The sequence below is a fragment of the Arthrobacter sp. B2a2-09 genome (genome assembly GCF_027587375.1).
In the GTDB taxonomy this organism is placed as follows: Bacteria; Actinomycetota; Actinomycetes; order Actinomycetales; family Micrococcaceae; genus Arthrobacter.
Genome location: NZ_JAMXIC010000006.1, coordinates 160,694 through 174,633 on the forward strand (window position 1 = coordinate 160,694; position 13,940 = coordinate 174,633).

At 63.0% G+C, this 13,940-nt stretch carries 11 protein-coding genes; 7 read left to right on the forward strand and 4 right to left on the reverse strand.

Translation table 11 applies throughout. The features are described 5' to 3' along the window. Positions 1-43: 43 nt before the first annotated feature. Complete coding sequence (locus NFJ07_RS09180) at positions 44-724, reverse strand: hypothetical protein (RefSeq protein ID WP_269993797.1); 681 nt, start codon at positions 722-724, stop codon at positions 44-46. A 136-nt stretch (positions 725-860) separates the two neighbouring features. Continuing rightward, a complete protein-coding gene (locus NFJ07_RS09185; protein WP_269993798.1) occupies positions 861-1,544 on the reverse strand; it encodes a hypothetical protein in 684 nt (227 codons plus the stop codon). A gap of 140 nt (positions 1,545-1,684) precedes the next feature. Between NFJ07_RS09185 and NFJ07_RS09190 the strand changes: the two genes are divergently transcribed. Further along, complete coding sequence (locus NFJ07_RS09190; protein WP_269993799.1) at positions 1,685-1,921, forward strand: hypothetical protein; 237 nt, start codon at positions 1,685-1,687, stop codon at positions 1,919-1,921. Positions 1,922-1,954: 33 nt separating this feature from the next. Here the strand turns inward: NFJ07_RS09190 and NFJ07_RS09195 are convergent, their stop codons facing one another. Continuing rightward, positions 1,955-3,931, reverse strand: a complete 1,977-nt coding sequence (locus NFJ07_RS09195; RefSeq protein ID WP_269993800.1) for an amino acid transporter — start codon at positions 3,929-3,931, stop codon at positions 1,955-1,957. Positions 3,932-4,288: 357 nt separating this feature from the next. Between NFJ07_RS09195 and NFJ07_RS09200 the strand changes: the two genes are divergently transcribed. From NFJ07_RS09200 to NFJ07_RS09225, 6 genes are all read left to right on the forward strand, one after another. Next, positions 4,289-4,387: a potassium-transporting ATPase subunit F gene (locus tag NFJ07_RS09200; protein ID WP_078107172.1), complete on the forward strand. Its 99-nt coding sequence runs from the start codon at positions 4,289-4,291 to the stop codon at positions 4,385-4,387. A 6-nt stretch (positions 4,388-4,393) separates the two neighbouring features. Beyond that, positions 4,394-6,061, forward strand: a complete 1,668-nt coding sequence (gene kdpA, locus NFJ07_RS09205) for a potassium-transporting ATPase subunit KdpA (RefSeq protein ID WP_269993801.1) — start codon at positions 4,394-4,396, stop codon at positions 6,059-6,061. Then, positions 6,058-8,196 carry a potassium-transporting ATPase subunit KdpB gene (kdpB, locus tag NFJ07_RS09210; protein ID WP_269993802.1) on the forward strand — a complete coding sequence of 713 codons (2,139 nt, stop codon included), beginning with the start codon at positions 6,058-6,060 and terminating at the stop codon, positions 8,194-8,196. Before kdpA ends, kdpB begins: the two co-directional genes overlap by 4 nt. 9 nt (positions 8,197-8,205) lie before the next feature. Next, the gene (gene kdpC / locus NFJ07_RS09215) at positions 8,206-8,817 is read left to right on the forward strand and encodes a K(+)-transporting ATPase subunit C (protein WP_269993803.1); all 612 of its coding nucleotides are present in this window, start codon (positions 8,206-8,208) and stop codon (positions 8,815-8,817) included. 74 nt (positions 8,818-8,891) lie between these two features. Next, positions 8,892-11,540 (forward strand): ATP-binding protein, encoded by a 2,649-nt coding sequence (locus NFJ07_RS09220; protein WP_269993804.1) that lies wholly within the window; start codon positions 8,892-8,894, stop codon positions 11,538-11,540. After that, positions 11,537-12,214 carry a response regulator gene (locus NFJ07_RS09225; protein ID WP_269993805.1) on the forward strand — a complete coding sequence of 226 codons (678 nt, stop codon included), beginning with the start codon at positions 11,537-11,539 and terminating at the stop codon, positions 12,212-12,214. Before NFJ07_RS09220 ends, NFJ07_RS09225 begins: the two co-directional genes overlap by 4 nt. A 115-nt stretch (positions 12,215-12,329) precedes the next feature. Here NFJ07_RS09225 and NFJ07_RS09230 read toward each other — a convergent pair whose 3' ends face one another. Next, positions 12,330-13,820, reverse strand: coding sequence for an MFS transporter (locus tag NFJ07_RS09230; RefSeq protein WP_269993806.1), 1,491 nt, complete (start codon positions 13,818-13,820; stop codon positions 12,330-12,332). Positions 13,821-13,940 lie beyond the last annotated feature (120 nt).

Genomic DNA, 13,940 nt, shown 5'->3' on the forward strand with positions numbered 1-13,940 from the left:
ATTCATGACGCAAGTGCCAGAAGAATTTGAGTGCCATGGCGCCTCAGTGGTGGGCGCCGCTCCGCTTGAATCTCCCAGGAATCTCGACGTAGTAGACGGACCCTGCGGCGGGAAAGAAGAAGCGGTGCCCTGCATGTCGGATTGGCTGGTAGTCGTGTCCGAAGGGGTCGTGCACCGTGACTCGTTCGAGGTGATCCAAGCGGGTGAGGAGGGCGTCGACTTCCCGGAGCGTCGCTGGGTGGGCTACTTCGCCGTCCACATCCAAGATCCACGGCGCGTCCGTGGTCCTGCCGGCATGTTCGAGGTAAAGCATTTCAAACAATCCAGCGAGGAGGGCTTCCAGCGTCGTCGGGTAGAACCGCTGCAAGGGATGGGTCTGCATGTTCCTATGTTGGTTGTTCGTCCACGCTTGGCGGAGCCAGTTGAATTCCACCGTGCCCAATGAAGGGCCAAGACGCAGGTTCCGGTCTTTGTCCATCGTCAGGCGGTAGTCGTTGCCCGCCCGGTCAAGAATGCATGCTGCTTCGTCAACGTATTCCAAGTCTTTGAGCATGGCGGCCTCGGACGGATAGTACGAGAAATCACCGACCTCATCGACCACCACGTAGCCGTTTGGACGCATGCCCAGAACCGTGGCGTCGGGTGCCGTTCCCTTAGTAAAGCCAATACGCTTCATGGTTACGTCAGCTCCTGCGGAGGACCAATCCACGGCCCGGATGGCCATGAATTCTTCCCTCGATCAGATCACCGAAGAGGCCGGCCGCCGTCGGTCTTAATGGTTTTCATATGCTGCAGGACGGAGATTTAGCACTCTCTTAACAGCTGGGAGCCACCTTGCCATCGAGAGTGGTGCCTCAGCCTTAGGCGCCTGAGTGCTGGAGGTTCCGCCCGCGGGGGTGGATCTCGACGTAGTAGATGGAGCCCGCTCCGGGGGCGACGCGCCGGTGTGTCTGGTGGCGGACCGGCCGGTAGTCATGGCCGAAAGGGTCCCGCACCGTGGCCTGTTCAAGGTGATCCAGCCCCGCGAGGAGCCCATCGACGTCCCTCAGCGTCGCTGGGTGCGTTTCTTCTCCACCAACATCCAGCACCCACGGTGTCCCGTTGGCCTTGCTGGCGTGTTCGAGGGTGAGGGTTTCAAACAATTCGGCCACAAGGGCTTCCCGGGTTGTGGGGAAGAAGCGCTGCAAACGATGGGCCTGCAGGTTCCGGTGTCGGTTGTTCATCCATGCCTGGCGAAGCCAGTTGAATTCCACTGGCCCGAACGAGGGGCCAAGGCTCAGGTTCCTGTCCTTATCCAGGGTGAGGCGGCAGTCGTTGCCGGCCCGGTCAAGGACGCAGGCTGCTTCGTCCACGTACTCGAGGTCTTCCAGCATGGCGGTCTCGGACGGGTAGTAGGTGAACTCGCCGATGTCATCGACCACGACGTAGTCTTTCGGGCGCGTTCCCGGGACCGTGGCATCTGGTGCCGATCCCTTGATCAACGCGATGCGCTTCATGGTGAATTCATCTCCTGCGGAGGACCAGTCCACAGCCCGGATGGCCATGGATTCCTCCCTTTCATCACATCACCAAACGAGGTGGCCTCCCGGATCTTAATGGGTTCCATATGCCTGCAGGTGAAGATTTAGCACTCTCTTAATGAGCGGGGCTCGAGCGATGACGGCAGACGTGGCAGACTTCGGCCATGAGTATCGAGCACTGGTGGCCGAAGCTGAAGCAGTCGACCCAGGAATGGTTGATCGAGAACAATGGCGATGCGGTGCCGCCGGAAGTGGTCGCCGAGATCATCCAGGCTGGCGGCCCCATAACTTCCGACGCATGGTGGGCTGGTCAGAGTGGGCCTTCGGGGTTCTATTTCTCGGACGAGGCGGTCGACTGGATCGAGGCTGTAGGGAACGGCGAGGTGCCCGAGCGGCCCTGACAGCAGCGCCGTCAGGGCACCTTGTAGCCGCGCTTAGCCGACGTGGACCCACGGGCGGCGGCTGACATCGGGTTCGGCTTCGCGCAGGACTTCCCGGGTGACCGGGGCAATCTCCCCTTCACCGAGGAACAGGAAGCGAAGGAGATTGATGACGGGGTTGCCTTCTGTCCAGCGGAAGTAGATGTGCGGCATAAGGCCGGTCACGTCGCGGATGTGCAGCAGTACCGAAGCGATGGTGTTGGGCACCACGGGTCCATGCACTTCGAGGATCTGGTGTCCGTGCCGAACCACCCCGCGGACTTCGAGTGCGGTTTCGAAGTCGGAGGAATCGTCCACGATCACTTCCAGGAAGAGCGCCTGGTAGTCGACCGGAATGTGGCTGACTTCGATGGCGGAGGTGAGTTTGTCGCGGTAGGCCTCTGCAGTGAGGCGGAGCGGTTCGTGGGCGATGAGCGCGATCGGCCCGTTCAGATTGGTGGACATGAATTCCAAAGCCTGGCGGTCCAGATGGACGTGCGTTGCGTGCAGTTCGAAAGACCTTCGGATGCGGGACAGGAGTGAGATGACGATGATGCCCACAATGAAGATCGCGGCGATCCGGATGCCCTCGGGACGCTCGAACATGTTGGCAATGGTGGTGTAGATGAAGACCACGGCGATGATGCCGAACCCTATGGTGCGTTTCCTTTGCCTTGATCGCCGGGCCGAGAGGGTCACCGCGACAGCGGCGGAGGTCATCAGGACCAAAACGCCGGTGGCGTAGGCGCCGCCCTGGGCGTCGACGTCGGCGTTGAACAGGAAAGTGATCAGGAACCCGATGAGAGTGAAGACCAAGACCAGCGGACGCACTGCTTTGGCCCATCCCGGTGCCATGCCGTAGCGGGGGAGGTAGCGGGGAACGAGGTTCAGCAGGCCGGCCATGGCCGAGGCCCCGGCGAACCAGAGAATGGCGATGGTGCTCAAGTCGTAAACGGTGCCGAACCCCACCCCGAGGTACTGGTGTGCCAGGAAAGCCAGGGCGCGTCCATCGGCCTGGCCGCCGGGCTGGAATTCCTGCTCCGGGATCAGCACCACCGTGATGAAGCTGGTGGCAAGCAGGAAAGAGCTCATGATCACCGCGGCTGAGGTGAGGAGTCTCCGGGCGCCCTTGATGCGGGCGACGGGATTGTCGTCGGTGTCGCTGGGGGCCCCTTTAATCTGCGGCATGACAGCGACGCCGGTCTCGAAGCCGGACATGCCAAGTGCCAGTTTGGGGAAAACCACCAAGGCAATGCCGACCACCATCAACGGGTTTCCATGGGAGGTGGACAGCGCCGTCCACCAGTCGCTGACGGCTGCGGGATGGGCAACGACTTCAGCCAATGTGACCACCACGAGCACGACGTTCAACCCCAGATAAAGGGCGACGAGGGCAACAGCGACACCGATCGCTTCCTTGAATCCCCGCAGGAACACGGCGGCGAGCAGTGCTAGCAGGAACAGCGTGACCGCGACATTTTGACCTTGCAGCCAGCCGGGCGCAATCGGGTTCTGGATCAGGTGGGCAGTGGCATCCGCTGCGGATAGGGTCATGGTGATCATGAAGTCGGTCGCGGCGAAGCCCAGCAGCACCAGGACGAAGAATTTGCCGGTCCAGCGCGGCATCAGGCGCTCCAACATGGCGATGGATCCCTCACCGCGGTGGCTTTCGCCCGCAACCCGGTGGTAGACAGGCAGGGCGCCAAGCAAAGTGAGTCCAACCAGGACCAAGGTGGCGATCGGGGAAATCAACCCCGCGGCCAGGACCGCAATCGCCGGCGCGTAACCCAGGCTGGAGAAGTAGTCGACGCCGGTGAGGCACATGACCTGCCACCACGAATGCTTCTTCAAATGGGCGTCGCTCGCCGCGCCGGGGCCCTGATGCGATCCTTTGGAGTCCTGCAGTCCGAACAGCAGCCATGTCCGCAAGGAGGCCATGCCCCCGGGCCGTGGTGCCGAAGGATCAGCCGGCGGCCTGCTCAAGGTAGTCATGGTGTCCTTTCCGCGCGACGCGCAGGCACCGCGATCATTGCTGAACATAGCACCGACTGCACGTCTTTTTGCTGGTTTAAGCCGATCTTGATGAATCCTTAACGTCCGTGACCGGACGGTCTGTTAAGAAGCCGTCAAGATTCGGCCCTGCCGTGTTAAGGAACCATTAGGAACCGCTTTTTCCCGCCTGCCAAGGAGTTGACTGGCAGCAGCCCCGCAAACGGGGCGCGGATGAAAGGACGTTCCAGTGGCCGACGTGGCTGTTGTGGGGATCTTCGTGGTGTCCATGGGGATCGTGATGTGGATTGCCCACCTTCTGGGCAAAATTGTCGACGGCGATGGGCCGGTGAACGAGCAGTGAGCGCGGACGCCGTGATGTGGTTGGTCCTGTTCATTGCAGGCCTGTGTCTGTTCGGCTACCTGCTGGCCGTCTTGATCCACCCGGAAAAGTGGTGATTCCGGATGGTTTTCAGCATTGCCTCCTTCGTCACCCAGGTGGCCGTTCTAATCTTGCTATTGGTCTTGGTACACAAGCCGCTGGGCGTCTATCTTGCCCGCGTCTTTGAGGGCAAGAAGTCGAGCCGGGTGGAGCGGTTGTTCTACAGGCTGTCCGGAGTGGACGTGGGCGCCGAACAGAGCTGGTCGATTTACCTGCGCAGTGTCTTGGTCTTCTCTGCCGTGTCCATCCTGGTGGTGTTCCTTCTCCAGCGGCTCCAAGGGGTCCTGCCTGGGAACAATTCCCTCCCCGGTGTAGATCCTTGGACGGCCATGAACACGGCCATCTCTTTCGCGACGAACACCAACTGGCAGACGTACACCCCTGAGGCCACCATGGGCATCTTTGTGCAGATGTGCCTCCTTGCCGTGCAGAACTTCCTCTCTGCCGCCGTCGGAATCGTGGTGGTGGTCGCCCTGATCCGAGGCATCGCACGAACCCGGACGGACAGGTTGGGAAATTTCTGGGTTGACCTGGCCCGCACCTCGTTCCGTGTACTGCTCCCGATGGCTGTCCTCGCGGCGATCGTGATGGTGATCGGTGGCGTGGTACAGAATTTCTGGTCCACCGACGTCATCAACCAAGCAACAGGTGTCACCCAGACCATTCCCGGTGGGCCAGTGGCCTCCCAGGAAGCGATCAAGATCCTGGGCACCAACGGCGGCGGCTATTTCAACGCCAATTCTGCGCACCCGTTCGAGAACCCGAACGTCTTCATCAGCATGTTCCAGGTCTTCTTGATCCTTCTCATCCCCTCTGCTTTGCCGTACGCCTATGGCCGCATGGTGGGGGACCAGCGGCAGGGGTACACGGTAGTCGGTGTCATGGGTACGCTCTGGCTGACGTCCACGGTACTGATGGGCTGGGCCTTTGCCGGCGCCCAAGGAACGGCAACCGCAGCGGCGGGCGGTCTGGGTGAGGGATTTGAACAGCGCTTCGGCGCGGCCCAAAGTTCAATCTTTGCAACGGCCACAACGCTTACTTCCACAGGGGCCATCAACGTCGCGCACGATTCCATTCCGCCCCTGGCCGGTGGAATCACCATGGTGAACATGATGCTCGGCGAAGTGGCCCCTGGCGGCACGGGATCAGGGCTCTATGGCCTGCTGATCCTTGCGATTGTCTCCGTGTTCATCGCTGGGCTCATGGTGGGCCGCACGCCGGAATTCCTGGGCAAGAAGATCGGACCCCGGGAAATGAAGCTCACGGCGATGTACATCCTCGTGACGCCTACAATCGTGCTGGCCACGGCTGGAGTCACGGTCCTGCTACCGGACGCCATGGCCAACGCCCCGGCCTCCGGGCCGCACCAATTCAGCGAAGTGCTGTACGCCTTCACTTCCGGAGCCAACAACAACGGCTCGGCCTTCGGCGGGATCACCAGCTCCGGACCGTACTTCTCCTCGATGCTTGGAATCGCCATGCTGCTTGGCCGCTTCCTGCCCATGGTGCTGGTGCTGGCCCTGGCCGGTTCCTTGGCCAAACAACCCCGGATCCCGGAGTCGTCCGGAACCGTCCCGACCCATGGCTGGCTCTTCGGCTCCCTCTTGCTCAGCGTCACAGTGATCATGACCGCTTTGAGCTACTTCCCGGCCCTCTCCCTGGGCCCCCTCGCAGAAGGAATCCTCAAATGACCCGGTCCAGCACGGCACTCGCCAAGGACGCCGCCGCCCAGACCTACGCGGACGGCAATCCCCTGGGCACTCCCGGGGAGCACAAGCACCACACCAAGGCACCAGCCAAGTTGGACCTTGCCAGCATCCGGACCGCATTGCCGGTCGCAGTACGGAAGCTGGGGCCACGCCAGATGATCCACTCGCCGGTGATGTTCACCGTGTTGGTTGGGGCGGTTCTCTGCACGGCCATCTGCATCCTCAAACCAGCGGTGTTCGGCATCTCGGTGACAATCTGGCTTTGGCTGACGGTGCTCTTCGGTACCTTGTCAGAAGCCATCGCAGAGGGCCGCGGCAAGGCCCAAGCCGATAGCCTCCGAGCCAGCAGGAAAGGGGTTGTTGCCCGGCTTCGGCTTGAGGATGGCACCCTCAAGGAAGTGCCGGGAACGGAACTGCGGAAGAACGACGTCGTCATCTGCGAAGCCGGGGACGTCATCCCCTCCGATGGCGAGATCGTCGAAGGCTTGGCGAGCGTGGACGAATCCACCATCACCGGTGAATCGGCGCCCGTGATCCGTGAATCCGGCGGCGACCGCTCCTCGGTGACCGGCGGCACCAAGGTCCTCTCAGACCGCATCGCGGTTCGCATTACGGCTGAAGCGGGCGAAACGTTCATCGACAGGATGATCAAGCTCGTGGAGGGCGCCGTTCGGCAAAAGACACCCAACGAAATCGCACTCCACGTCCTCCTTGTCTCCCTCACCATCGTGTTCCTTGCCGTCACCGTGAGCTTGGCGCCCTTCGCTTCCTTGCCGGGCGCAACGCCATCGCCAATCGTGCTGGTGGCGCTGCTGGTCTGCCTGATCCCCACGACGATCGGGGCGCTTGTGCCCGCCATCGGCATCGCAGGCATGGACCGCTTGGTGCAGCACAATGTCCTGGCCACTTCCGGCCGCGCCGTGGAGACCGCCGGAGACATCACCACGCTCCTGCTCGATAAGACCGGCACCATCACCTACGGCAACCGCCGCGCGGTCAATTTCTTCCCTGCCCACGACGTCGAGCGGACCGAACTCATCGAAGCGGCCCGGCTCTCAAGCCTGGCCGACGAGACGCCCGAGGGCCGTTCGATCGTGGATCTCGCAGCGGAAAAGGGCGTCGGTGGTCCGGACCTGGCTGCTCTCTTAAAGGGCTCGGAAGATTTGGCGGTGGTCGAATTCAGCGCCAGCACGCGCATGAGCGGACTGGACCTCGACGGACAGAAGATCCGCAAGGGCGCCGCAACCGCCGTCGCCAACTTTGTCGCGGAGGCGGGCGGCCACACGCCTGCCGAGGTGGACCACAAGGTGCAGGAGATCTCGGCCCAGGGCGGCACTCCACTGTTGGTGGCCAGCGTCGGGAACGACGGCGGAGCTCGGGTCCTCGGCACTATCCACCTCGCCGACGTGGTCAAGCCGGGCATGCACGCCCGCTTCGCCGAACTGCGGCGGATGGGTATCCGGACAGTGATGATCACGGGTGACAACCCGATCACGGCCAAGGCGATCGCCGCCGAAGCCGGGGTGGATCATTTCGTCGCCGAAGCCACCCCGGAAGACAAGATGGCCGTCATCAAGGAAGAACAGGCTGAAGGACGGCTGGTGGCCATGACCGGCGACGGCACCAACGATGCCCCCGCGCTGGCCGCGGCGGATGTCGGCGTCGCCATGAACTCCGGTACCCCGGCCGCCAAGGAAGCTGCCAACATGGTGGACCTGGACTCGGATCCCACCAAGCTCATCAACATCGTAGGGATCGGCAAGCAGTTGCTCATCACCCGCGGCGCCCTGACCACGTTCTCGGTGGCGAACGATGTCGCAAAGTACTTCGCGATCGTTCCGGCCCTGTTCACCTCAGTATTTCCTGGGCTTGGCCGCTTGAACATCATGGGCTTGGCCACGCCGTCCTCGGCCATCCTGTCCGCGGTGATCTTCAATGCCTTGATCATCATCGCCCTGGTTCCGCTCGCCCTGCGCGGCGTCAAGTACCGTGCCGTCTCGGCAAACCACGCGCTGGCCAGAAACCTGGCCATCTACGGCCTTGGCGGACTCGTCGCACCATTCATCGGGATCAAGCTCATCGACCTGCTCATTTCCCTCATCCCCGGCATCGGCTAGGAGACAACCATGAACACCCTTCCCGGCTACCTTCGGCAAGCAGGAACGGCCCTGCGCTTCCTGCTCCTGGCCACCGTGGTCCTTGGATTGATCTACCCATTGGCGATTTTCGGTATCGGCCAGGCCGTTGCGCCCTTCCAAGCCAATGGCTCCATCGTGAAAGACACGGCAGGCAAGCCCGCCGCTTCTGCCTTGATTGCACAGGTCTCTGCCAACGATGCCGGCGCCCAGAACCCGCTGTGGTTCCACGCCCGCCCCTCGGCGGCCAAGTGGGACCCGGGGGCGTCAAGCGCCAGCAACCTGGGCCCCAACGATTCCAAGCTGCTCGACGCCGTCAAAGCCAACCGTGCCGCCATCGCCGCCGAAGAAGGGGTCAAGGAGTCCGACGTCCCCGCCGACGCCGTGACGGCGAGCGGTTCCGGGCTGGATCCGCAGATCTCGCCCGCCTATGCCCGCCTCCAGGTGCCCAGGGTAGCCAAGGCGCACGGGCTGAGTCCTGAGACAGTGCAGGCCATGGTGGACCGGCGAACGGTCACGGGACTCGAGGCCTTCCTGGGGCAGCCGTCCGTCAACGTCACGGAGTTGAACTTGGATGTAGCCGCAGCGGCGCCGGCCAAGTGAAGGGAATCGGCCAAGTGAGCGTGGCCAGCTCCGCGCGGGTAACCGCCGCGTTCAACAAGTGAAAGAATGACCACATGGCACGGGCAACGCTGCGCATTTTCCTCGGGGCTGCCCCGGGGGTGGGGAAGACTTACGCCATGCTCGCAGAGGCTCATCGGCTGCGCGGGCGTGGTGAAGACGTGGTGGTGGCTTTCGCCATGGACCATGGGCGCAGCGACACCCGTGCTTTGATGGACGGATTGGAAGTCATCCCGCCGCACAGCATCGCGTACCGGGACACGGCGTTCGAGGAGATGGACCTCGACGCAGTTTTGGCACGCAAGCCGCGCATCGCCGTCGTCGATGAATACGCTCACTCGAACATTCCCGGAAGCCGCAATCCCAAGCGCTGGCAGGACGTCGAGGAATTGCTCAACGCCGGCATCAACGTCCTCTCCACCGTCAACGTGCAGCATCTGGCTTCCCTCGGTGACGTCGTGAGTGCCATCACCGACGTCCGGCAGGCGGAGACAGTGCCCGACGACGTCGTGCGGCGTGCCGATCAAATCCACCTTGTGGACATCTCACCGGAGCTGTTGCGGCAGCGGCTGGGCGACGGCAAGATCTATTCGGCCGACAAAATCGACGCCGCGCTGTCCAACTATTTCCGGATGGGCAACCTGACGGCATTGCGGGAACTGGCACTGCTATGGCTGGCTGACCGCGTGGACGAAGGGCTCGCGAAGTATCGCTCGGAACAAGGGATCGAGGCGAGCTGGCCCGCCCGGGAACGCATCGTCATCGGCCTCACCGGCGGGCCCGAAGGGGAGGTCCTGGTCCGCCGGGCTGCCCGGATCCTCAAGCGCGTCAACGGCGGCGACTTGCTCGCCGTGCACGTCCGCGCTGCCGATGGCGTGGCCTCCGAATCTCCGCAGGCGCTGGAAGCCCAGCGCCTGTTGGTGCGGGATTTGGGCGGCAGCTACCACACTGTGGCGGGGGAGGACCCGGCCCGGGCCTTGCTTGACTTCGCCCGCAGCGTGAACGCGACGCAGATCGTCGTCGGAATTTCCCGACGTCGATCCCTGGTCGCCAGGCTGACCGGCCGGGGGATTGGCAACCGGGTGGTGCGTGACTCCGGCGATATAGACGTGCACATGGTTTCGCATCCCTTGGGTGGACGGGGCGTCGACCGTCCACGGCAGCGGGACCTTGGCCGCACCAGGGTGATCGTCGGCTTTGCAATGGCCGTGGTCCTTCCGGTTCTTTTGCAGCTCATGCTCGCCGCGAGCCCTTCGCACAACATTGCGACGGCGGTGCTCCTCCAGCTGACGGGCTCCGTTGCCGTGGCACTGGTCGGCGGGTTGTGGCCCGCCCTGCTCGGTGCCCTGTGGAGCAGCCTGTTGGTGAATTTCTTCTCGATACCGCCCGTGGGAACCCTGACCATCAGCGACCCCGAGAACATCCTTGCGTTGCTGGTTTTCGTGGGTGTTTCAGCCGCTGTGGCCGCCGTCGTGGACGTCTCGGCCAGGCGTTCCAAGGAGGCCGCCCGGGCACGTGCCGAGGCCACCACCCTGGGAGACCTCACACGCGGGGCTTCGAGCGCAGAAGACACCGTGGATGGACTCTTGAAGCAGGCGCTGGACGTGTTCCAAATGCGCGGGGCGGCACTGTTCAAGGCTGGTGTCGCAGGCCCCGCCGGGGCTGCCGGCGGCTGGCGCCTCGTCGCCAAGGCCGGAGAGGCCGCCTCGCTCCCTCCCGACAGCGGCGAGAACACCGAACAGATCGACGCCGGAACCCGCTTGGTCCTGTCTGGCCGCATCCTGCCTGCCAGCGACCGCCGGTTGCTCAGCGCCTTCGGCGCGCACCTTTCGGCCCAGCTCGAGCGGCGACAATTGGCGGCGAGCCGACGTGAGGTCATGCGCTTGGCCGAGAGCAACACCATGCGCACTTCCATCCTGCGCGCCGTCTCCCATGACTTGCGGACTCCCCTGGCCGGGATCAAATTGGCCGTGGGCGGCTTGCGGCAAAGCAACGTCCACTACACGCCCGAGGAGGAACAGGAACTGCTGGCAACCATCGAGGAATGCTCGGACAGGCTCGACGTCCTCGTGGGGAACCTCTTGGACATGTCCCGCATTACCTCGGACTCGGTGAACGCCCTCATTCGCCCGGTGCGCTGGTACGAGGTGATTCCGTCCGCCTTGCATGGCTTTCCGCAAGGGCGGGTGCGGGTCGACCTGCCGGGAAACATGCCGGAGATCGAAGCCGACGCTGGGATGCTGGAACGCGTCATTGCAAACATCGTCGAGAACGCCATCAAGTACGCTCCGGACTCCGATGTTGTGCTGGTGGGAGCCGCGGGTGGCTTCAGTTCATCCACCTTGGACGGGATGCCGTCCGGAGAACTGCGCATCATCGACCACGGCCAAGGGGTGCCTGCGGAAAGCGTGGTCAGGATGTTTCAGCCATTCCAGCGGCTCAACGACGTCCCGTCCACCACCGGGGTTGGCCTTGGACTCGCCGTGGCCAAGGGATTCACCGAAGCGATGGGAGGCACCCTCACCGCAGAAGAGACTCCGGGTGGCGGCCTGACCATGGTCATTCGGCTTCCGCTGTCCACGGGGGTCGCCTTCCCGCGCGAGGAGGCGCAAGCTCCCTTGGAAGCGCAATCCGTGCTTTTGCATCGCCGCCACATGCCGCCGTCGGGCAGCTCAGATAGCGCCGCCTCCGGGGAGGCGAGATGAGCAACGTCCTGGTGGTGGACGACGATCCCCATATCGTCAAGGCGTTGCGGATTACGCTCCAAGCCCACGGTTACACCGTGGCCACCGCGTCCGACGGCGAATCGGCCTTGCGCTCTGCAGCCCAGCACCCGGTGGGCGTCTTGATCCTCGACCTGGGCTTGCCGGACATCGATGGAACCACGGTCATCACCCGCTTGCGTGAGTGGAGCAGCGTGCCCATCCTCGTCCTCTCCGCACGGCACGGCTCCGACGACAAGGTTGAGGCCTTGGACGCGGGCGCAGACGACTACATCACCAAGCCGTTCGGGCTCGACGAGCTGCTGGCGCGCCTCCGGGCGATCCTGCGGCGCACCGCGGATCCAGGCGAAGAACCGCCCGTGCTGGTCACCGAATCGTTCACTGCGGACTTGGCCATGAGACGCGTGACGCGCGACGGCAAAGACGTCCGGCTGACCCCGACGGAGTGGAGGATACTGGATCTCTTCGTGCGGAATCCCGAGAAGCTGATCACTCAGCAGCAGCTCCTCAGCGAGGTCTGGGGACCGGCCTACGCCAAGGAAGCCAACTACCTACGCGTGTACATGGCGCAGCTCCGACGGAAACTTGAACGGGAGCCCGGGAACCCGCGCCACCTGATCACTGAGGTAGGGATCGGATACCGGTTCATGCCGTGAGCCTGGCTCCTGGGGCTGCGCTCAGTGGCTACGCGCAGTGGTGCCCAGTTCCATTTCGCCGCGCCAACTCCTGGAACGGTAAATGGAACTGGACACCATGAAGTCACGTGGCGAGCTAATGGGTCGTTGCAGGCGCACCCGTGTTGAGGGCTTCTTCTTCGACCTCGACGAGGGCCTCCACGACCGCGCCGCGCCGGTCCATCGGTGTCGACTTCCTAAAGGTCATGGCTGCGGCAAAGGCGACTGCGCCCGTGATGACGATGAAAATGATCCCAGCGTTCCATGAAGAAATGGTCGGTGCCGTGGTGCCAGGCACGGTGCTCGACGCCAACATGACACCGATGATTGCGGTGCCGATCGCGCTGAAGAGGGTGCGTCCGACCGTGAAGATCAGGCCGACGGCCTCGCTGGTGTCGCGGGCAGACACGTTCTCCACGATGACAATCGGAATGCTGATGGTGAGGAACACCGACCCAACCGAGCCGATGACGACGGCGACAATCGAAAGCGGGAGGTTATGGGTCGAGAAGAAGAAGCCGGAGTATCCCAGGATTCCGAGCAGGGCGCCCAAGGCGAGTATCAGTTTCCCCCCGAACCTTCCGGCAACACGACCTGCCACGGGTGACAGGATGAACGCGATCGCCCCTGAGATCAGCCCGTACAGTCCGGCTTGGGTCGGAGTCAGGCCGAGCCCGACAGGAAGTTTCGTCGGGCTTTGCTGAAGGATGGGGGTGAGCAGGCTGGGCGCCGAAAGGATGCCGAGCGATACAAAAGCGGTGGCGACGAGAGTAAGAACCAATGAACGCTTGCGGAACAGCCGCAGGTTGAACATCGGGGCCTTGATTCGCAGCTCCCAGAGGATCCAGAACGTGAAGAGGAGCGCTCCGACAACGATGAGCCCGACGACCAACGGGCTGGCGCCCTCGGTGCGCGACGTTGTGAACCCGTACAGAATTGCTGCAATTGCCGGGGCCATCAAAATGCCGCCCAACACATCCACCCGGCCGCGTTCGGCCACCGTGACAACCGACTTGGGCAGTGCAAGTGCGACCAGGATGGAAACGATCGCCACGATGGCCGAGGCGATGAACATGCTGCGCCAACCGCCCGCGGCAAGAAGGATGCCGGCCGCGACGCCTCCCAGCGATCCACCGATCAGACCGATGCCCGATGTGAGGCTGATGAGCACGGACACTTTGGAAGGCGGGGCAACCTCGCGGGCGACGCCGATGAGCAGCGGAAAGAGGCCTGCGCTGGTTCCCTGCAATGCGCGACCGATCAGAACGCCCTCCAGGTTGCCGGTGATCACGCTGATGATCGAACCTGCAGCCGAAATCAGCATCAGAATGATGAGGATCTTCTTCCGGCCATAGATATCCCCGAGTCGCCCCGCGATAGCCGCCGTGCCTGCGCCGGTTAGCAAAAAGATTGTGATTACCCAGGAGATCGCGGATGCATCGGCTTTGAATGCAGCCATGAGTGTGGGGATGGCCGCGAACACCATCGTCACTTCAAATATCGGGGTGAGTTCGATGATCATGAAGATCGCAACGATCAAGCCGAAAGGCCTCACCGCAGTTGACCGTGTGACGTCGCTCGTAGTCATGTCGTTCCTAACTTCCTTGTTAGAGAATGTGTTCGCTTTAGCGAAACAAGAGTTTCGTTGTGTGATTTTCACCATGGTGGCATCGTCAAAGTGCCCTGTCAAGAGCGGGACGCGCCGTTC